This is a genomic window from Prosthecobacter gellanilyticus (assembly GCF_007992435.1).
In the GTDB taxonomy this organism is placed as follows: Bacteria; Verrucomicrobiota; Verrucomicrobiia; order Verrucomicrobiales; family Verrucomicrobiaceae; genus Prosthecobacter; species Prosthecobacter gellanilyticus.
The window spans coordinates 1-20,373 of the sequence record NZ_BKAG01000050.1 but is presented as its reverse complement, the minus strand read 5'-3'; the positions used below and the strand labels follow the sequence as shown (position 1 = coordinate 20,373).

Below are 20,373 nucleotides of genomic sequence, written 5' to 3'. Positions count from 1 at the left end.
ATCTGCCTAAACACGCCCGCTCCTATGCCTTCCACCCCCGTCATCAATCTCCGCAAGGGCCACGCCGTGCGGTACAACAATGAAGTCTGCCTCGTCTCCGCGTTTGAGTTGAAGACCCCTCCGCGCATGGCTTCCTACGTGCAGATGTCCATCCGCACGCTCAGCACTGGCAAGGTGTACAACCTGCGCATGACCTCCAACGAGTCCCTGGAGTCTGTGAACCTGGAGCGCAATCCTCATGAGTTCAGCTACAAGGACGGCGACGGCTACCACTTCATGCACCCTGAGACTTTCGAGGACGTGATCCTGAGCGAGAACGCTGTGGGCGATTCCAAGGACTACCTCATCGAAGGCCAGAAGTACACCGTGCAGTTCGCTGACGGCCTCGCCATCGGCATCGAGCTTCCGGCTTCTGTGGTCATGCAGGTCACCGAAGCTCCTGAAGGTGTGAAGGGTGACTCGGCTAACAACGTTTACAAAGCAGCGACCCTGGAAACCGGTCTCGTGGTGCAGGTGCCTCTCTTCATCGGTCCTGGCGACAAGATCAGTGTGAAGACCGAGGACAACTCCTACCTCGGCCGGTCCAACTAATTTTGCGACCACGCGAGTGGTGTCATTCATTCAAAAAGCCGCAGCGTGATGCTGCGGCTTTTTTGTTGGGGGAGGGGGTGGCGGGAGCGATGTGGAGATGGAGTGCGGGAGTGGCGTGAAGTGTCGTGTGGGCGGGGGAGCGCTCGAGCGCGATACCGCTGTGTGCGTGGAGCATCTTTTGTTATGCGGAGATGAGGTGTGCGCACGTTAGCGGTGGCAGAGAGGCACGGTGGCCCGTGCCTCTCTGCCACCGCACTCCGGGACGCTGCCGCGACTTCGCTGAGGCCAAACCAACTTTGCTGTCATTGAATTCGCTTTACCAAAACAAAGAAGCCGCAGCGATGGCCGCGGCTTCTTTGGTGTCACGTCATCGCTGGCGTAACCAAAAGAACTTTTTAGTTAGTTTTTCGCGGCAACCTCGGTGCCGTCAGCGAGCTCGGAGGTCTCGGCGGCCATGGCGGAGCCAGTGTCGCGGGTCACGGGCCAGTAGGCGTCCATGTTCAGAAGTTCTGGAGGAGTCATCTTGAGCGTGGCGGTGGCGTTGGTGAAGTTGGTGTAGGCGAGCGGCATCGTGGTCACGCAGATGCGATCACCATCCATGCGCTGCACATGCAGTGCGGTGACCTGCGGCTTGTTGCCGTCGATGGCAACAACATCGCCGACGCGGAAGGGTTCATCCTTCACCGTGAGACCTGGCATGATGATCTCGACATCCACATCTTCGAGATCCGTGGCACGTGCGCGCACCACCCAGCCTTCAGAGACGACATCCTTGTCAGTCAGCATGCGCAGGCTCAGCACTTTGTAGTTGCCCACTACATAGAGGGGCTTCTCATGCTTGTAGTTGCGGATGAAGGAGCGCTTCAGCACATCATTCTTCACCGCCATCTGCTCGGCGCTGTAGGGATAAAATTCAGTGAGCAGCTCACGTGCATTGACCTTCTTGCCATTTGGCACCGTGAAGGTGGTGAATGGGCGCAGCGGCTCAAGCTTATTGAACTTGGCCAGCATCTTGTAGTTGAAGGGCTTCTCAGGGTGCTGGAACACCATGATGCTGAAAAACCAGGAGAATGTAGCGGCTCCCATGAGCAGGGTGATCAGAATTGCCCACCAAAAGATGCCGCCGTTGCCCTCCTTCTTCTTGGAGAAATTGCCGCCTCCATAGGAGCGGAATTCGCTGCCGTCGCTCAAGAATCGAATGTGCATGACAAAATTGAGAAAAGTATTGAAATTATCGGAATAGATCTTGTCCAATTTTACTGGTTAAGCGGAAAAAGGAAAGATTATTTTGTGAATAAGTTGAAATAAAGCATTGCGGATGAGGCATCTAGGCTGCCTTCGGCTCAAAGGAGGTGCCGCAGCCGCAGTTTCGAGCGGCATTGGGATTCTCGACTCTAAAACCGGAGTCATTTAGCGCCTCCACATAATCAATCCGGCTTTCGTTTAGAAAAACCAGACTTTCAGGATCAACTATCAGAGAAACCCCTTGATGGGTGTAGATTTGGTCGGCCGGTCCTGGCTCGTCGACCTTCATCGTGTACTGCCAGCCGGCGCAGCCGCCTTTCTCGACCCGCACACGCAGTCCTGCGCTTGCTGGGGCATTTTTTTCCACAAGCAATTGGCGGAGGTGTAGAGCGGCAGTGTCGGTCAGAGATATCATCGCGAAAGGGTAACGCAGCAGATGATTTGTGTGGTGCGCCCTTTTCACAGGCGCTTGTCACATGCAAGGATTACGGTGATCTAACTTTCTTTTTTTTCATTGTTTCATCGTTATGTCGAAAATTCGAATCCTTCCCGATGCGCTGGCCAGCCAGGTGGCTGCGGGAGAGGTGGTGGAGCGGCCCGCCGCCGTAATCCGTGAACTGGTGGAAAACAGCCTGGATGCTGGCTCCACGCACATCACGGTGGAGGTGCAGCGCGGCGGCACGGCGATGATACGCGTGGTGGATGATGGTTGTGGAATGAATCGTGAAGATGCGCTGCTGAGCATTGAGCGGCATGCCACGAGCAAAATCCGGACCAAGGAGGATCTCGCGGCCATTTTGACCTTCGGATTTCGAGGTGAAGCGCTGCCCAGCATCGCCAGTGTCACGCGTTTCCGGATTGCCACCCGGGAGAAAGAAGCTCTCAGCGGCACCGAGGTGGAGATCAATGGCGGCAAACTCAGCGCGGTGAAGGATTACGGTGGGGCCGCCGGGACGCTGATCGAGGCGCGCTCCCTCTTCTTCAATGTGCCGGCCCGGCGGAAGTTCCTGCGGACGGAAGCCACTGAATACTCGCACATCGAGCAGCAGTTCATCGTGCATGCGATGGCGCATCCGGAGGTGACCTTCACCCTGATCCGGGATGGATCGGTGGCCTTTCATCTGCCGGCGACGAAAGATGCCCTGGACCGTGTCCGCGGTCTGGTGGGGGATCAACTGGCCAGCCGCCTGATCAAGGTGGAGCCCACAGAGCACAAGGGTATCCGTGTCTGGGGCTACATCGGTGGTCCGGGCCTGAGCCGGTCAAATCGCCAGCAGCAGATCACCTTCCTCAACGGGCGGCCCATTGAGAGCAGCTCCATCAACTACGGCCTGCGCGAGGGCTTCCACACCTCCCTCATGAAGGGGCAGCATCCGGTGACGGTGCTCTTCATTGAGATGGATGCCGAGGGCTATGACATCAACGTGCACCCGGCCAAGCGCGAGGTGCGCTTTCATGATGGCTTCGCGGTGCGCGATGCCCTGGCCAAGGCGGTGAGCCGTGCGCTGGAGGCTGCGAACAAGCTGCCCCAGGGGCACGTGCCGCCCTCTCAAATGGCCCGCCCCCTGCCACCGCAGATCGCGGTGCCGCAGCAGCAGAGTTTTGCGCTGCACACCCCGGCGTCGTTGGTGCTCAAGTCCGAGACGCCCATCACGATGCCTGCGCCGCGTCCGGCGCCTTTGCCTAATAGGTCCGTGATGCCGGTATCCAGGACAACGCCTGTGGCCGAGGTGGCTGCCGAGCGTCCCAAGCCGCCTGTCGTGGAGGCGGCGAAACCTCTGTCGAAGGTGGACGTGGAATCTGGAACGGAGCCAGAAGAGCAGGGGACAGAAGCTCAACCAGATCCTCAGGAGCCGACCCGTGAGGTCGAGATGCCCCGGTTCCGCATCCTGGGCGTGCTGCATCGCCTCTACATCCTGCTGGAGAGTGATGAGGGGCTGGTGCTCATGGACCAGCATGCGGCGCATGAGCGCGTGAACTTTGAAAAGATGCGCCGCGCCATGGAGCAGGGCGGGGTGCCCTCGCAGCGCCTATTGATGCCGCTGACCTTGCAGGTCACGCCGCGTGATGCGGACATCCTGCGCCGTCATCAGGAAACGCTGGCCCGCCTGGGTATCGAGGTGGAGCCGTTTGGTCCTAATATCTTCAAGGTCGAAGCGCTGCCCACCTTCCTGAAAACCGATGATCCGGTGACCTGGCTGGACCAGGTGATTGAAGAGCTGCAGACACTCAGTGCCAAGGGGTCCTCGCTGAGACTCGGGGAAGACATGATCGCCACCACGGTTTGCCGCCACAGCATCAAGGCGAACGACAAGCTCTCCATGCCGGAGATCGAGGCCCTGCTGCGGGATCTCTTCGCCTGTGAGATGCCCTACTGCTGCCCGCATGGCCGGCCCACGCTCATCCAGATGTCCCTGAAGGAGCTGGAGAAGAAGTTTGGCCGTGTGGGGCCTTAGAGCACAGCCTTTCTGCCCTACTCGGATTCAGGGTCGCTGAATGAGCCTCGACAAGGGATGCGCATTGATTGCCAACCCTACGTTAGCAGAGGTGAAAAATGCGAATCATACTCAACAAGCCATGCATGAAATTCATGTGGAAATATGAGGTCGCACTTGCCATGACACTCCGCATGACAAAGATGAACTTTCGCACCACCCATGAGCGCTGTTTTTGACCCCCTCTTCCGTTTTTACGCTTCTTCCATCGGCAAGAAACTTCTCGTCGCCCTGACTGGCGCGGTCCTTGTGGTCTTTGTGCTCGGCCACATGATCGGCAACCTCCTGGTCTTCGCAGGCCCGGATGCCATCAATGAATACGGCCACCTTCTGCAGACATCTCTGCATGGTGTCGGTGTATGGATTGCCCGCCTGGGCCTGCTGGCTGCCGTGGTGGTGCACATCATCGCCACGATTCAGCTCACCAGGCAGAACCGCGCTGCTCGTGGTGATGCGTATGCGAAGCACAAGTTCCAGGTCTCCAGCACCTCTTCCCGCACCATGATCTGGAGCGGCCTGACCCTGCTGGCCTTCATCATCTATCATCTGCTGCACTTCACCATCCGCGCTGGCAATGACTACAACGGTGCTGCCTACAAGACTGACCTGCATGGCGAGACAGTGCACAATGTGTACAAGATGGTCATCGATGGCTTCTCCTGGGCTCCAGCCTCCATCTTCTACATCATCGCCATGGGCCTGCTCTACAGCCACCTGAGCCATGGGGTGAGCAGCCTGTTTCAGACCCTGGGTTTCACCACGCATCGCAATGCGCCGATGTTCAAGACCTTCGGCCACCTGTATGCGACGCTGATCCTGGTGGGCAACTGCTCCATCCCGGTCGCCATCTGGCTCTTCGGCTACGGTCGCTAATCCCTTTCTTACTCTTCGCCCACTGCTCCTCGTCCTCAGCTCTTACTCCTCATGGCAATAGACTCCAAGATTCCCTCCGGCCCGATGGGCATGAAGTGGTCCAAGCACAAGCAGGACTCCAAGCTCATCAACCCGAAGAACAAGCGCAAGTACACCGTGCTCGTCGTGGGCAGCGGGCTTGCCGGATCGGCAGCAGCGGCCACACTTTCGGAACTGGGCTACCATGTGAAGTGCTTCTGCTTCCAGGACAGCCCGCGTCGTGCGCACTCCATCGCCGCGCAGGGGGGCATCAATGCCGCGAAGAACTACCAGAACGATGGCGATAGCGTGCATCGTCTCTTCTATGACACCGTCAAAGGTGGCGACTTCCGCGCTCGTGAGGCCAACGTGCATCGTCTCGCTGAAGTCAGCGTGAACATCATCGACCAGTGCGTGGCGCAGGGCGTGCCCTTTGCCCGTGAATACGGTGGTGGTCTTGCGAACCGCTCCTTTGGTGGTGCGCAGGTGAGCCGCACGTTTTATGCTCGCGGCCAGACCGGGCAGCAGCTGCTTCTCGGCGCCTACTCCGCGCTGAACAAGGAGATCAACCGCGGTGGCGTGCAGATGTACTCGCGCACCGAGATGCTGGACGTGGTGGTCGTGGACGGCCACGCAAAGGGCATCATCACGCGTGACCTCGTCACCGGCAAGATCGAGTCCCATGCGGGTGATGCGGTGCTGCTTTGCACCGGCGGTTATGGCAACGTCTTCTATCTCTCGACGAATGCCATGGGCTGCAACGTGACGGCCACCTGGCGCGCGCACAAGAAAGGTGCTTACTTCGCCAATCCTTGTTATACCCAGATTCACCCGACCTGCATTCCGGTCAGCGGCGACTATCAGAGCAAGCTGACTCTCATGTCCGAGTCGCTCCGCAACGACGGCCGCGTGTGGGTGCCGAAGAATGCCGCGGATGCTGGCAAGGCTCCTTCCCAGATCCCTGAAGAAGCTCGCGACTACTACCTCGAGCGCAAATACCCGAGCTTCGGCAACCTCGCCCCGCGTGACATTTCCTCCCGTGCGGCCAAGGAAGCCTGTGACGATGGTCGTGGCGTTGGTCCTGGTGGACGCGGCGTGTATCTCGACTTCGCGGAAGCCATCAATCAGTTTGGTCAGAAGACGATCGCCGAACGTTACGGCAACCTCTTCGACATGTATGAGAAGATCACCGGCGAGAGCGGCTACAAGCAGCCAATGCGCATCTACCCTGCGGTGCACTACACCATGGGCGGCCTCTGGGTGGACTACAACCTCATGAGCAACCTCCAGGGCTTGCACGTGCTGGGTGAGGCGAACTTCTCCGACCATGGTGCGAACCGCCTGGGTGCCTCCGCCCTCATGCAGGGTCTCGCGGACGGATACTTTGTTATTCCGACCACCATCGCACCTTACCTCGTCACCCAGAAGCCAGGTGCGGTGACCACCAGCCATCCTGAGTTCCAGCGCGCGCTGGAAGATGCGAAGGCCCGCACGAACCGCTTCCTGAACAACAAAGGCAAGCGCAGCGTGGACAGCTTCCATCGCGAACTCGGCCTGCTGGTCTGGGACAAGTGCGGCATGGCCCGTGACAAGGCCGGCCTCACCGAGGCCATCAAGCGCATCCCTGAACTGCGTGAGGAGTTCTGGAACAACGTCTTCGTCCCAGGTTCCGGTGATGCCGCGAACCCAGAGCTCGAGAAGGCCGGTCGTGTGGCCGACTTCATGGAGTTCGCCGAACTGCTCTGCCAGGATGCCCTCACGCGTGAGGAAAGCTGTGGCGGTCACTTCCGCGTCGAGCACCAGGAAGAAGGCGAGTGCAAACGCGACGACGAAAACTTCTGCCACGTCGCCGCTTGGGAATACTCCGGCGACCTCGCCAAGCCCACGCTGAACAAAGAGCCTCTCACCTTCGAGGAAGTGCACCTCGCCGTGCGCAGCTACAAGTGATCCCTCTCTCCTGAAATGACTCGCGATACCGAAGCCCAGCTACTCGACTTTTGTGCGCACCAGCACGGTGCGTTCCAGGAGTCGGCTTGGCTTGGCCCAAAGCCGGTGTCGCGGGATGAGATGGCTGCCGTCTGCCTCTTCCTAGGCGGCGTGGACTGGTTTGGGCACCGTCAATCCCTCATCGCTTTGGGGCACCGCATTCTTGACGGTGCCGATGTGAGTTTTTCCGATCTTGTGAGCCGCATCGGTTTCGATTGCGCTCGCTTCTCCAACCTTCTCAAAAGGAGGATCGGCCATGCATGAGCTGCATCCTGAACTGACTCAGGCCATGAGTGCCTTGATGGACAAACTGGACGCTGTCTTGCGTGCCAGCGACTATGCGGGTGAGCCTCTGCAGATGTATCTCGCCGGGGGAATGGCTGTTCATTACCACTGCGGCACTCGCTATACCGAGGATGTGGATGCGAGTTTCTCTCATCGATTCCTGCTGCCCTACAAGGAGTTGGTGGTGGAGTATCTGCGTGAGGACAATACTCGCTCCTCCATCTATCTTGATCCGACTTACAACGACACCTTCGCTCTCCTCCATCCGGATCATCGTGAGGATTCCGTCGAGTGGCAGGGAATGGGTAATGAGAAACGGTTGATTCATCTGCGGGTCTTCAGCCCGCTGGATCTTGCTGTGTCCAAAATATCTCGTTTCACATCGATTGATCAGCAGGACATCCGTGATCTTGCCAGACACTGCCGTCTGACTTCGCCCGAGCTTCAAAAGCGGGCAGTGGAAGCGCTCGACTACTACGTGGGCGATACCCGCTGGATTCATCTGAATCTCCGCCAGATCAGCGAGGAAATTGATCAGCTTGCCCTGGCTTCCTAACCTTTTCATACATCTACACGTCATCCCATGTCCCTCCTTAACCTTCACCTCAAAGTTTGGCGCCAGAACCGCGGCCAGTCCGGTCATTTTCAGGACATCGAAGCTCCTGAGATTCCTGATCATGCCTCCTTCCTGGAGATGATGGACATCGTCAACGAGCGCCTCATTTCAGCAGGGCAGGAGCCAGTGGCCTTTGATCATGACTGCCGCGAAGGCATCTGCGGTGCCTGCTCCATGCAGATCAATGGCGTGCCTCATGGTCCTGAGAAGGCCACGACCACCTGCCAGCTTCACATGCGCAAGTTCCGCACGGGGGACACGATCTGGATCGAGCCCTTCCGCGCCTCTGCCTTCCCGGTCATCAAGGACCTCATCGTCGATCGCAGCGGCTTTGACCGCATCCAGCAGGCGGGTGGCTTTGTCACCGTCCGCACGGGTGCTGCGCCAGATGCGAATGCCATCCTGATCGGCAAGGAAGTGGCGGATGCCGCCATGGACGCTGCTGAGTGCATCGGTTGCGGTGCTTGCGTCGCTGCCTGTAAAAATGCCAGCGCCATGCTCTTCGTCTCCGCGAAGGCGGGTCAGCTTAACTCTCTTCCGCAAGGCAAGCCTGAGAAGGACCGTCGCACACTGGCACTGGTGCGCCAGATGGACAAAGAAGGCTTTGGCAACTGCACCAACCAGTATGAGTGCGAGGCCGCCTGCCCGAAGGGCATCAGCGTGCGCTGGATCACCAAGCTGAACCGCGACTATGCCGTGGCAGCGATGAAGGAAGCCTTCGTCGGCCAGCAGGAGCGTGCGGAAGGCGGGGAGTAATCTCCGCAGAACCGTGTCCCTTTTCTGTCCAAAGTGGCATTCAGTGCCACGTAAGACGGATGCCATGACGTATTAGAGAGGCGGCAGGAAATCCACCCTGCCGTCAACTCATGGTTGACGCCCGACAATCAAGGTTGATTAACTGACTCAGCCTTTATTCGTGATGTTTGATCCCATGCTCTCTTTCGTTGGCGGCCTTAAATTTGGCCTGGATCATATCACCCCACTCGCCTGGGGCATTTTGGGACTTTTGGCCGTGCTTTCCACGATCAGCTGGTCGGCCTTGCTCATGAAGTGGATCCTCCTCAATCGCACGGATCGTGCGAACCGTCGATTCCTGAGCGGCTTCCATGACAGCCCGCATCCGCTGGCGATTTACCTGACCAAGGAGCAAGTGGAGCTCTCGCCGCTCTACTACCTCTATCACGCCGCCTGCCGCGAGCTCGCCTTCCATCTGGTGGGTGAGGAGGAGCCGGGAAGAAGCTTCTCCGCACGTCTGCAAGGCGCGGGCCGCATCTCTCCGAGCCAGATGGGCTCCGTCCAGAATGCTATGGAGCGCACTGTGAGCAGCACGGCGCTGCGTTTGGAAACGCGCCTGAGTCTGGTGGCCACTGCGATCTCGGTGGCACCGCTGCTGGGTATTCTGGGCACAGTGGCCGGACTTCTGGAGGTCTTCTCCGCTCTCGATGCCGGGGACAAAAGCATGCTCGCTGAAGGAACGAGCTCCGCTTTGATCACCACGATCGTCGCACTGCTGGTGGTGATCCCGAGCCTCATCGGTCACAATGCCATGGTGTCCCGCATCCGTGCCATCCTGGTGCGCATGGATAACTTTGCCTCGGAGCTCAGCGGCCTCTTTGACCGCCAGTTTGTCGATCACCGGAAAGTGGAGGAGTATCTGCCCAGCCTCGGAACTCTCGGCGCACCGGCCATGCCGAGACCGAGCACTGTGGCGGAGCGCAGCCCGACCCGCGCATGAAACGCTACTCCAGCCACCAACTGCCTCTGATCAATGCGGAGATCCAGATCACGCCGCTGCTGGATCTGATGCTGCTGCTTTTGCTGACGGTGGTGGTCCTTGTGCCAGCGCTGCGCTCTGAAAGCAAAGTCTTCCAGGAAACCCCGGCGGGCCAGCCCAAGAAGACCATCGAGCTGGTCGTCTCACCTGACCTCAAGCTGACCCTCGCCGGAGAATCGATCACGGATCGGGAGTTGATCGCGGCGCTGAAGATGCGCATGGCGGTGGCTCCGGAAACAGGTGTGGTGGTGCGTATTCCAGCCAACCTGCAGGCCTCAGCCTTGCTGGAGATCATGGATGCTCTGCGCGCTGCCGCCGTGAAGCACACGGCCGTGCTGAACGACCGCCCTCAGAAGTCCCCGTGATCCCCTCATCATGGCCGCCACCTCTCATCGTGCGTCGCTCGAGCCGCTGACACCGGCCCTCGTGGGGATCGGACTGCTGCACGTGCTCGGTGGCATGCTGCTCTGGATTTTGCTGCCCATGCTTCCGTCCAAAGACAAGCCGGCATCCCCTCTTCCGGCAAATTTGGTTTGGCGCACACCTGCGGATTTCGTGGGCGCTCCCATGCCTTTGGAGCTTCCAGACGAGGCACCCAGGACAGCGGAGAAACCAGCCTCTCCCCCACCTCAGCCAGCTGCGGCCACACCGGCGCCGACTCCCGCCAAGCCTGCCACAGTGGCGAAGAACGAGGGAGCCGGGCTTTCGCTGTCGGCTTCAGGAGTGAGTCTGGTTCCCTCGGGAAGCCCGTCGGCATTGCTCCAGCTGCCTCCAGATACTTTGACCCTCCTGCAGAACTCCATCGGCTCCACCTCGGGCATGAATGGCGTGAAGCCTGGTCTCGCCGCGCAGATTCTCGGGGCATCCCCCCCCTCTCTGCCACCTGTCACGATGCAGTCTCAGCCTCAGGCACCGGCGGTGAAGCAGGACAAAGCTCCAGCAACGGCAGCAGTAGCGCCAGGCCCACCGCCGGTTCAGCCAGGGCAGGGACGCGAGGCAAACAAATACATCACGCTCTCCGCCATCGTCGATGCACCGCCCGTTCCCACCGAGCCCACTCTCCGGCTCTTGGACATCGCGAAGCTCAACGACTTCGAGCGAACCCGGAAGGCGAGTGTGGACGCCTCAGGCCTGGATGCCGTGGAAAGAGCACTTCAGAAAACTCTGATGAACGCCTGGAGCCCCCCCTCCATCGACCTTGTGCCGGTGAACCATCGTCATGTCAGTGTGGAACTGGCAGTGTTGAAAGATGGCACCGTAAAGGATGCCGTGCTTGTCACACCCTCGGGCTCTGAGGCGCTGGACGCCTCCGTGCGTGCCGTACTCGCCCGCGTCACAAAGATTCCTGAGTCTCTGCCTGCATCTTACAGCAAAGAGCGTTACGCTGTGCGGGTGAATCTCCAGATCGAGTAAATGCCAGCCCTCCGCCTCTCTTCCATCCTCTGCCTCTTCGCGCTGTTGCTCGCCCCGGCACAGGCGGATGTGCTGCCTTCCTGGCTGCGGTTTTGGAAGAACACGCCCGCTGCGAAGCCGGCGAAGGCTGAGCCGAAGCGCGTGAGTGTCGCGGCCTTTGCAGGCGGCACCGGCACCAGCGCACGTCAGGCCCTCGTGGCAGAGCTGACCACAACGCGCGAGTTTCAAATCACAGAGGAGAAGCCCGACTTCATCATCACCGGCAACTCCGTTGGCGGTCGCATCACCGGCAAAGTTGCCAATGCTTCGGGCAAGGAACTACTGGACCGCACCTATGCCGCCCCAGGCCTCGATGAAAATGCCAAGGCCCTCGCGGATGATGTCATCCTCACCATCACGGGTAAGCCAGGCCTCGCCACCAGCCGCATCGTCTTTGTCAGTGACAAGTCGGGATCCAAACAGGTCTACCTCTGTGATCCCGATGGCAAGGAAGTGCTGCAGGTCACCCATCACAGTCACGGCGCGGTCTCGCCCACCTTGAATGCCGATGGCACCGCCGTGGCCTACACCAGCTACAGCAATGGTTTCCCGGTCGTGCAGTGGATGGATCTGGGGCAGGGCTGGGAGCGCACCGTGACAGACACACCCGGCAGCAGTTTTGGGGCAGCCTTTTCTCCAGATGGGCAGCGTCTCGCGCTGGTCATGAGCTTCCTCGGCAATCCGGAGATCTTCGTCACGGACCTAACCACAAGCACCGCAGCCTGTATCAGTGACACTACCGGCGCTCCCAGCAGCCCGGCCTGGCATCCCGATGGCAAGCAGGTCATCTTTGCCGATGATCGTGGCGATGGCCCGCGCCTCTATGTCGCCGAAGTTCCCGCGACGAATCAGACTGAGGCCCGGCTCATTCGCTGGCGCACGGGTTACAGCTTCTGCACGGACCCTGAGTTCTCACCTGATGGCCACAGCGTGGCCTTCACCACCAGGATCGGCGGAGAGCTCGCCGTGGTGGTCAAAGGCTGGCCGAATGGTCCCGCGAAGGTCATCCAGAATGGCGGCGCCTCTCATCCCTCCTGGAGTCCGAATGGCCGCTCCCTTTGCTATGCGCAGCACGGGAATCTCTATGTGCACTCGCTGGCTTCCGGACTGCGTCATCTGGTCCTGGAAAAGCATGGTCAGATCTCCGAGCCGCGTTGGATGAAATAGCCGCCTTCTCCATGTCTTCCGCTCTTCCTCGCTTCATCCTCACTGTGCCGCTGGCCCTGCTTCTCAGTGCCTGCGAGCACCTGCCTGAGCTTCCCAGGCTCGGTGGTGAGCAGGAACCCAACGTCGTCTTCGCCCTCGGCACTCGCGATGGCTTCAAGAGCCCCCTCGAAGGCGCGCTCAAGCCTGCCTGCCCGGCCCTGGGATTTGATGACGAGAGCTACTCCGTCACCGGCGCTCATAAGAAGACTCTCGCCCCTCTGATCGCTGACTGGCCGAAGTCGAAACCGCGCTTCCTCATCGCCGGCCACACACCTCCAGGACTGCCGGAAGACTTCGCCCGCAGCCTCTCAGAGCGCCGCGCCCAGGCCGTGCGCCAGCACCTCATTGAAAACGGTGTCGAGGCCGCAAACCTCCAGACCGTCGGCTACGGTTACGACAGCCCCCCCGCCTCCAGCGTGGTCATTGTCTACCAGCAGCAGTAAACGTAGTGCAGGGCTTCAGCCCGCACCCGCTCTGGTCTAACAACAGACTTCCGCCTTTCTCAAGAACTCGGCCACAGCTCTGTTTCACCGGCTCTCACGCGCTAAAGCGCATGACTACTTTGGCCTGTGCAAGATCAGTGCTCCCGATCACCGTTTCTCCTGGGTCAGCCTTTCGCCACCCACCGCATGATCTCGCCGCTCGCCCTGCAGGACACCCTGAACCGCCGCATCTTCCTCCGCAATAGCGCGGCGGCCCTCGGCTCCACGGCTCTGGGCTCCCTCATGGCTGGGAACACCCCGCTGCATCATGCGCCCAAGGCGAAGCGCGTGATCTACCTCTTCCAGTCCGGCGCGCCCTCGCAGATGGACCTCTTCGATCCGAAGCCGCAGATGGCCAAAGAGCGTGGCAAAGACCTCCCCGAGTCCATCCGCAAAGGCCAGCGCCTCACCACCATGACCTCCGGGCAGAAGAGATTCCCGGTCGCGCCTTCCATGTTCAAGTTCGCCCAGCATGGCAAAGGCGGCACCTGGCTCAGCGAGCTCTGGAAGCACCTCCCCACCGTGGCAGATGACCTCTGCGTCATCCGCTCCATGCACACGGAGGCCATCAATCACGACCCCGCCATCACCTTCTGCCAGACGGGCAGCCAGCTCGCCGGTCGGCCCAGCATCGGCTCCTGGCTCAGCTACGGCCTCGGCAGCACGAACCGTGACCTCCCCGCCTACGTGGTCATGACCTCCTTCGGCACCGGCCGGCCCGATGACCAGCCGCTCTACGACCGCCTCTGGAGCAGCGGCTTCCTGCCCACCCAGCATCAGGGCGTGAAGTTCCGTAACAAAGGCGACCCCGTCCTCTATCTCTCAAACCCTGCCGGCGTCACTCGCGAGCTCCGCCGCGGCATGCTGGACGAGCTCTCCCAGCTTAACCAAAAGGATCACCAGCAGTTTGGCGATCCCGAGACCCTCACCCGCATCGCCCAGTACGAGATGGCCTTCCGCATGCAGACCAGCGTGCCGGATCTCGTAGATGTGTCCAAGGAACCCCAGCACATCCTCGACATGTATGGCCCGGATGTCATGAAGCCCGGCACCTATGCGGCCAACTGCCTCCTCGCACGCCGCCTCGCCGAGCGTGATGTCCGCTGCATCCAGCTCTTCCACATGGGCTGGGATCATCACGGCGGCCTGCCGAAAGCCATCCAGGGCCAGATCAACGACACCGACCAACCCACCACCGCTCTCATCAAGGATCTCAAGCAGCGCGGCCTGCTCGATGACACACTGATTGTTTGGGGCGGCGAGTTCGGCCGCACCATCTACAGCCAGGGAACCTTGAGCGAGACCACCTACGGCCGCGATCACCACCCGCGCTGCTTCTCCATGTTCATGGCCGGAGCCGGCATCAAAGGCGGCATGACCTATGGCGAGACCGACGACTACAGCTACAACATCGTCAAAGACCCCGTCCACGTGCACGATCTCAACGCCACCATCATGCACCTCCTCGGCGTCGATCACGAGCGCCTCACCTACCGCTTCCAGGGCCGCGACTACCGCCTCACCGACATCCACGGCACCGTCGTGAAGCCCGTTCTCGCCTAAAGCCGCCCGGTTACACTGCTCACATTTGGTTAGGCGTGAAGGTGCAGGGACGGCGCTGAAGTCGCGCAGCGTCCCGGAGTGCGGTGGCAGAGAGGCAAGGGCACCCTTGCCTCGTCGACACCGCTATCGTTCGCAGACAGAACCTTCACCCAACAAACAAACTTATGAGGATGGCTGGATGATGGGCCTAACAAACAACGCATCCAAATCAATTGTCTACAAAGTACTCCTGCCCGATCAGCTTGCCGGAAAGGATCTGTGAATTGCTCGCCCGGCTCGCCGGCAGCAGGAAATGTCCCACCGCCTGCTCGCGTCCAGGGATCAGCAGCGCGCTGAAGGTCCCGTTGCGGGAGTTCGTCGGCTGGTTCTCGATGAAGTCCAGCGCCGTGCCCGAGCCGCTCACGATGCCCGTCGAAAGGTTCATCGTCATGCGGATGCCGTAGGGATTTCCAGCGCCGGCAGGGAAGGTGATCGTATTGCGCGCCCCCAGGCTGAAGACCTGCGTGTAGGGACCGGCCAGACCGCCCTCCGTGAAGGTGAGGCTCACGTTGTTCACTCCGGCCGCGATGCCAAAGATCATGTCATTCAGGGTCGGCGGCGGCGTGTAGCGCGCTCCCGTTCCCGTCAGGTAATGCAGCGGAAACCCGCCGGAATAGAAGCGTGTGTAGTTAGCTGACTTCACCCAGCCCAGGTTTCCGACCGTGGTGCCGTCTTCCACATCATAGTACTGCCAGCCCTGCACAGAGCCAGCGTAGCCATACAGCATCAGATGCGCCAGCGTTCCACCACCCACCAGCAGGTCCGTGCTGAAGGTATTGCTCGTGCCATCGGCCAGGCGGCTGACCCACGTCACCACGCCCGTCTTGCTGATGGTCTGCGTGGCCCAGCTGGCGCCCTGCGGATAGGTGGCATTGCCCCGTTGCTCCTGCTGCAGTTCATAGGCCGTGTTCCAGCGGCCCACATAGGCGGTCGGCGTTCCGCCAGCGCTGGTGTAGGTCTTCAGACCGTCGAGGTCGATCACATCGCCGTTCGGCTCGCGCAGGGTACCGTAGATCGAGTTGCCACCCAGCGGCAGACCAAAGTCGATCGTCAGCGGCGTGTAAGGACTGCGACGGGCCACCGTGAAGATACCCTGGGGATCGATGGCTCCCGGCCAGGTCTCCAGACGTCCCACCACGGGGTTACGATGAATGCCACGGGTGATGGTGCCGCTGTAGGTCCCCGTCTTGGTCACCGTGATGCGCAGGGATCCGCCGTAACCGCCATTGTACCAGTCATGACGGTCGATCAGCGCATAATAAGTGCCCACCGTGCCCTCAGGCAGAGGGTTCACCGTCCAGTCGATCGTGAGCGGCGTGCTCTTGGCGGTGCCGTTAAAGGCATAGATCACGATGTGATAACTTCCCGCCACATTCAGCTGGCCGCTCAGGCGCCCCGTGGTCGCATTCAGTGTCAGTCCCGAAGGCAGTCCCGTGGCCGAAAAGCGCGTGACCGTGCCCGTGTACAACAAGGTGTGGTCGAACTTCTGAGACACGATGCCGTTGGTGGCCGGCGCATACGGAGTCAGCGTCGGAGCTTGGGCGCTGGCCGTCTGGGCCGTCGCCATCAGCACGCTCATCACGGCCGTAAAAAACCAGCGGGCCAGAGATTGGCGATCACAAAAACTCGAGGAAAACAAGGTTGAGTTCATAAGGGTGGCTTTAAAAATCATAGATTTTGCAGAACATTCCACGACTTTTTATAAAAATTATATATTACTTGAGTCATTGCGGCTCAAATATGAGAATCAAACGTTAGAAAACAGCCCTTCACAGGCCAGTTCTAAAACGTCCGAGAAGCTCTGATGTAGCCGGATCCACCTGGATTCACTCGGATCCGTCCATAGTAGCCATCACACTCTGTGTGATGAGCTAACGACCCCGCCCCCTCCACCCGCCTCCGACCTCCCCTCCAGGCCGGATCTGGTCGGATTGACTCGGATTCCCTCGCAGAACCCCGAAGCGAAGCGCTCCAGCACAGCGGCCGTCTCGCTCCGCAAAATGCGCCACACGACTCCCCCAGTTCCACTCGTCCATTCCATCGACGAGGTCGGATCCAGTCGGATCGACTCGGATCGGCCGCCTTTCCTGAAACCGCCGTCAATGGCTCTCGGCCCCCTTTCGCGTTTTCCCTGTGTTCCGTGGGCCTACTTTCCCCTCATCTCGCCAGTCCCAGGCAAGTCGGATCCAGTCGGATTGACTCGGATCGTTCTGTCTCGTCTGAAACCACAGTCAATCCCCGGCAACGACTGTAAACCATCCATTTTCCGAAGCATTCTGCGAAGGACGAACCGTCAACGGCTCCTGCCCCTTCCCATCCTCCAAAACTCCCATTCTCCTGTAAAAAAGCGCACTCATAGCTCTCCACTCTCCCCTCGCTACCGTACCCTGCCAACAGACCCAAGCGGACCCTTTGGACACCGCCATCCAATCCCACGCTTGCCACTGGCCCGCCTCCGCATGAACACTTACCTTCATGCTGCTGCCTGCTGATTTCTGGACCTCGGAAGAGTGTCACATCGCCACAAACCCGCATCGTCGGGAGGAGGCGCATGGCCTGGCAGAGTGGGCCGCAGGGCAGGGCATGAGAAGCCTTTGCTTCTTCCAAACCTCCGGCAGCGAGGGAACTCCCAAGTGGGTGGCCCTAACCAAAGATGCGTTCTTGATCTCCGGCCAGGCCGTGAACGAGCACTTCGCCATCACCGCAGATGATGTCTGGCTCATCGCGCTGCCCCTCCATCATGTCGGCGGCTTTGCCATCCAGGCGCGGGCGCATCTTTCCGGCTCGCAGATCGTGCTGGACGAGTCTCGCTGGCATCCCCGGAGCTTCTTGGATCTGTGTGCCGGGCAGGGCATTACCCTTGTGTCTCTGGTTCCCGCCCAGGTGCATGACCTCGTGCGCGAAAAACTCCGCTGTCCGCCACGGCTGCGCGCGGCCATCATCGGCGGCGGCGGCATGTCCCGGGAACTCGCCAGAGCCGCTCGCGAACTGGGCTGGCCCGTGTTTCAGAGTTATGGCATGACAGAGGCCGCCTCGCAGATCGCCACCCAGCCAGTTTCCGAAACGGTGGATCATGAAAGCCTCCAGGTCCTCCCTCATTGGCAGGTCCGCACGGATGATCAATCCCGCCTCGCTCTCAACGGACCCGCCCTGGCGCGTGGTTATGCCACCAGACAGTCTGATGGCGGCTGGCAATGGCAGTCCTTGGGTTCCGAACTCGTCACCCGGGATCGTGTTCGACACTGGGAGTTAGGCGGCACACACTGGCTCGCCTTTGTCGGAAGAGAGTCGGGCTTTATCAAAATTCTAGGCGAGCTCATCCACCTCGCCCCCTTGCAGGCTCGGCTGGAATCCCTCGCTCTTGCCCAGGGCGTCGCTCATTTGCCGGTCATTGTTCCCCTGCCAGATCAGCGCCGGGAGAGCCGTCTCGTCCTCGTGGTGGAGGACGATGCTGCCGCCGCTTTGCTGGCGCCCTTCAATGCCGCCACTGAGCCCCTCTGCCAAATTTCTGAAATCGTCAGAATTTCAAAGATTCCCCGCTCACCCCTCGGGAAGCTGGATGCCCCAGCCCTGCGGGCCTTGGTGGAAGCCGGGCTGTAACATTTTTGTCACAACCACCCTGCCATCCTTCTGGTTCGGGGCCACCAATCGCCAATCGCTACAATTCTGGATGCCTGTGTAGCGAAAAAATCGCTGATCAAAGTTCTTGCCGGGATGCGGCAGCTTAGCTTAAACATCCGACCGCGACCACCTGTGACAGGGTAAGGATTAGCAGCATCTCAGGTGCGTCTTCGGTATTCTCCGTTTGAAACACCTCCGGTGCAGCCTCCTGACCGCACGCCAGGTCCCGAACTTCAAAGTCAATTATGAATACCAAGATGTATGTGGGGAACCTCCCCTTCAAAGCCACCACTGAGGAAATCACAAACCTTTTCTCGCAGTACGGCGGCGTTACGGATGTCTTCCTGCCGATCGATCGTGACAGCGGTCGCCCACGTGGGTTTGCATTTGTCAGCATGGACACCCCTGAATCGATGACGGCTGCTATCAATGGCCTGAATGGCAAAGATTTTGGTGGTCGCTTGCTTGCCATCAATGAAGCCCGTCCGCGTGAAGAGCGCCCAGGTGGCGGCGGCGGTGGTGGTGGTCGTGGCGGCTTCGGTGGCGGCGGCGGCGGAGGCCGTGGCGGCTACGGTGGTGGCGGCGGCGGCGGTGGCTACGGTGGTGGCGGCGGCGGAGGCCGCGGCGGCTACGGTGGTGGCGGCGGCGGCGGTGGTGGTGGCGGCAAGAAGTGGGAGCGCGATGACCGTCGTAAGGGCGGTTATGAAGGCGGCGGCGGTGGCGGCGGCGAAGAGCGCTGGTAATCCATCCCCCCAACCAACAATACCACAAAAACTTTGGCGGAACCTGGGCACCAGGTTCCGCCTTTTTCATGCCCGCACCATGTTAGCCTCCGGACAACATAAAGCCTCGTTTCTGAACTTCGCTGTCTTGAGTTCAGGGGCTGTGGAAAAAGGCGGTAGCTTCCCAAAACCCAGAGTCTCTCACCGCTAATTTGACGCTGATAGGACGCTAATGAAAGCCAATGATTGGATCCCTATCAGCGTCTGATGAGCGTCTAATCAGCGGTTAAAAAACGTCTGGGCAGTGAGGCTGATGGAATCAACCATCAGCCCCGCCCAAAAGAATCTTCCTACCTTAATTTTTTCTACCCTAAAAGAGGGGTCTTCAAAACCCCATCCCGGGAGGTTGTCCCAGCCCGCCTGACTGTTGCTCTCCGTTTCACAGTCCAGCTGCCTTGAGTTCAGTTGCTCTGGGGCCAAGCAAGCGGCATCGCGTCCCATGACACCTCATGATAGCCTAACCAATGTTAGGTGAGTGCCCCTCGGGGCTTCCCCTCCGGCATTTCTCCCGCCATCCCCCGACTCCGCCCTTGCCAGCCCATCATGCCCAGCCATGATGAACCCATGGGTAAACTCCAAGACAAAGTCGCCGTTGTGACCGGTGCCGGACGCGGCATCGGCAAAGCCATTGCTGAAAAATTCGCTTCCGAAGGTGCCAAGGTCGCCATCGCCAGCCGCACCGAGGCCAACTCCCAGGCCGCCGCGGATGCCATCAACGCCCTCTATCCGGGCGCCGCCAAGGGCTATGCCGTGGACGTCGGCAATGGCGCCGCTGTCGCCGAGTTCGGCAAGCAGGTCCTCGCTGACTTCGACCATGTGGACATCCTCGTGAACAACGCCGGCGTCACCAAGGACGGCCTCCTCCTCCGCATGAGCGAGGAAGACTGGGACTTCGTTGTCGATACCAACCTCAAAGGCGCCTTCCACATGATCAAGGCCTTCCAGCGCAGCCTGCTGAAGCAGAAAGGCGCCCGCATCATCAACGTCGCCTCCGTCATCGGCCTCATCGGCAATGCCGGCCAGGCCAACTACGCCGCCAGCAAGGCCGGCCTCATCGGCTTCACCAAGTCCCTCGCCAAGGAATACGCAGGCCGTGGCGTCACCGCCAACGTCATCGCCCCCGGCTTCATCGCCACCGACATGACCGGCGTCCTCGATGAAAAAGTCAAAGCCGCCATCCTCGAAAAAATCCCCCTCGGCGACTTCGGCCAGGCCGACGACATCGCCGCCACCGCCGCCTTCCTCGCCAGCCCCGACGCCCGCTACATCACCGGCCAGGTCCTAGCCGTCGACGGCGGCATGGTGATGTAATCTAATTGGTTCGCGGCCTCCGGCAGTCGCGCCA

The 20,373-nt window shown here is 60.2% G+C and carries 19 protein-coding genes; 16 read left to right on the top strand and 3 right to left on the bottom strand.

Annotation, left to right across the window (positions count from 1 at the left end):
• The first annotated feature begins 24 nt into the window (after positions 1 to 24).
• On the top strand, positions 25 to 591 hold the full coding sequence (efp, locus tag BGE01nite_RS23685) for an elongation factor P (protein WP_146854404.1): 567 nt from the start codon (positions 25 to 27) through the stop codon (positions 589 to 591).
• 399 nt (positions 592 to 990) lie between these two features.
• Here the strand turns inward: efp and BGE01nite_RS23680 are convergent, their stop codons facing one another.
• Together BGE01nite_RS23680 and BGE01nite_RS23675 are read right to left on the bottom strand one after the other, a co-directional pair.
• Positions 991 to 1,797 (bottom strand): hypothetical protein, encoded by an 807-nt coding sequence (locus tag BGE01nite_RS23680; RefSeq protein WP_146854402.1) that lies wholly within the window; start codon positions 1,795 to 1,797, stop codon positions 991 to 993.
• Positions 1,798 to 1,918: 121 nt separating this feature from the next.
• Positions 1,919 to 2,251, bottom strand: coding sequence for a HesB/IscA family protein (locus BGE01nite_RS23675; protein WP_146854400.1), 333 nt, complete (start codon positions 2,249 to 2,251; stop codon positions 1,919 to 1,921).
• Positions 2,252 to 2,363: 112 nt separating this feature from the next.
• Between BGE01nite_RS23675 and mutL the strand changes: the two genes are divergently transcribed.
• The 12 genes from mutL (at position 2,364) to BGE01nite_RS23615 (ending at position 14,586) form a co-directional block, all read left to right on the top strand.
• Positions 2,364 to 4,292, top strand: a complete 1,929-nt coding sequence (mutL, locus tag BGE01nite_RS23670) for a DNA mismatch repair endonuclease MutL (protein ID WP_146854398.1) — start codon at positions 2,364 to 2,366, stop codon at positions 4,290 to 4,292.
• 201 nt (positions 4,293 to 4,493) lie between these two features.
• Positions 4,494 to 5,204, top strand: a complete 711-nt coding sequence (locus BGE01nite_RS23665) for a succinate dehydrogenase cytochrome b subunit (protein WP_146854396.1) — start codon at positions 4,494 to 4,496, stop codon at positions 5,202 to 5,204.
• Between the two features lie 51 nt (positions 5,205 to 5,255).
• On the top strand, positions 5,256 to 7,169 hold the full coding sequence (locus tag BGE01nite_RS23660; RefSeq protein WP_146854394.1) for a fumarate reductase/succinate dehydrogenase flavoprotein subunit: 1,914 nt from the start codon (positions 5,256 to 5,258) through the stop codon (positions 7,167 to 7,169).
• 15 nt (positions 7,170 to 7,184) lie between these two features.
• Complete coding sequence (locus BGE01nite_RS23655) at positions 7,185 to 7,472, top strand: hypothetical protein (RefSeq protein ID WP_146854391.1); 288 nt, start codon at positions 7,185 to 7,187, stop codon at positions 7,470 to 7,472.
• On the top strand, positions 7,465 to 8,049 hold the full coding sequence (locus tag BGE01nite_RS23650) for a DUF6036 family nucleotidyltransferase (protein WP_146854389.1): 585 nt from the start codon (positions 7,465 to 7,467) through the stop codon (positions 8,047 to 8,049). Before BGE01nite_RS23655 ends, BGE01nite_RS23650 begins: the two co-directional genes overlap by 8 nt.
• A 27-nt stretch (positions 8,050 to 8,076) precedes the next feature.
• On the top strand, positions 8,077 to 8,865 hold the full coding sequence (locus BGE01nite_RS23645; protein ID WP_146854387.1) for a succinate dehydrogenase/fumarate reductase iron-sulfur subunit: 789 nt from the start codon (positions 8,077 to 8,079) through the stop codon (positions 8,863 to 8,865).
• A gap of 175 nt (positions 8,866 to 9,040) precedes the next feature.
• Positions 9,041 to 9,844 carry a MotA/TolQ/ExbB proton channel family protein gene (locus tag BGE01nite_RS23640; RefSeq protein WP_170267009.1) on the top strand — a complete coding sequence of 268 codons (804 nt, stop codon included), beginning with the start codon at positions 9,041 to 9,043 and terminating at the stop codon, positions 9,842 to 9,844.
• Positions 9,841 to 10,248 (top strand): ExbD/TolR family protein, encoded by a 408-nt coding sequence (locus tag BGE01nite_RS23635; protein WP_146854383.1) that lies wholly within the window; start codon positions 9,841 to 9,843, stop codon positions 10,246 to 10,248. The genes BGE01nite_RS23640 and BGE01nite_RS23635 overlap by 4 nt, the downstream gene beginning before the upstream one ends.
• Positions 10,249 to 10,258: 10 nt before the next feature.
• Entirely contained in the window at positions 10,259 to 11,296 is a 1,038-nt protein-coding gene (locus tag BGE01nite_RS23630; RefSeq protein WP_146854381.1) for a TonB C-terminal domain-containing protein, read from the top strand.
• Complete coding sequence (locus BGE01nite_RS23625) at positions 11,297 to 12,502, top strand: PD40 domain-containing protein (RefSeq protein WP_146854379.1); 1,206 nt, start codon at positions 11,297 to 11,299, stop codon at positions 12,500 to 12,502.
• Positions 12,503 to 12,513: 11 nt separating this feature from the next.
• Positions 12,514 to 12,984, top strand: coding sequence for an OmpA family protein (locus BGE01nite_RS23620; protein ID WP_146854378.1), 471 nt, complete (start codon positions 12,514 to 12,516; stop codon positions 12,982 to 12,984).
• 186 nt (positions 12,985 to 13,170) lie between these two features.
• Positions 13,171 to 14,586, top strand: a complete 1,416-nt coding sequence (locus tag BGE01nite_RS23615; protein WP_146854376.1) for a DUF1501 domain-containing protein — start codon at positions 13,171 to 13,173, stop codon at positions 14,584 to 14,586.
• A gap of 208 nt (positions 14,587 to 14,794) precedes the next feature.
• Here BGE01nite_RS23615 and BGE01nite_RS23610 read toward each other — a convergent pair whose 3' ends face one another.
• Positions 14,795 to 16,276 carry an Ig domain-containing protein gene (locus tag BGE01nite_RS23610; RefSeq protein WP_170267008.1) on the bottom strand — a complete coding sequence of 494 codons (1,482 nt, stop codon included), beginning with the start codon at positions 16,274 to 16,276 and terminating at the stop codon, positions 14,795 to 14,797.
• A gap of 824 nt (positions 16,277 to 17,100) precedes the next feature.
• Between BGE01nite_RS23610 and BGE01nite_RS23605 the strand changes: the two genes are divergently transcribed.
• The 3 genes from BGE01nite_RS23605 (at position 17,101) to fabG (ending at position 20,339) form a co-directional block, all read left to right on the top strand.
• A complete protein-coding gene (locus BGE01nite_RS23605) occupies positions 17,101 to 18,225 on the top strand; it encodes an AMP-binding protein (protein WP_146854372.1) in 1,125 nt (374 codons plus the stop codon).
• Between the two features lie 266 nt (positions 18,226 to 18,491).
• Positions 18,492 to 18,989, top strand: a complete 498-nt coding sequence (locus tag BGE01nite_RS29735) for an RNA recognition motif domain-containing protein (RefSeq protein ID WP_146854370.1) — start codon at positions 18,492 to 18,494, stop codon at positions 18,987 to 18,989.
• 603 nt (positions 18,990 to 19,592) lie between these two features.
• A complete protein-coding gene (gene fabG, locus BGE01nite_RS23595; RefSeq protein WP_146854368.1) occupies positions 19,593 to 20,339 on the top strand; it encodes a 3-oxoacyl-[acyl-carrier-protein] reductase in 747 nt (248 codons plus the stop codon).
• Positions 20,340 to 20,373 lie beyond the last annotated feature (34 nt).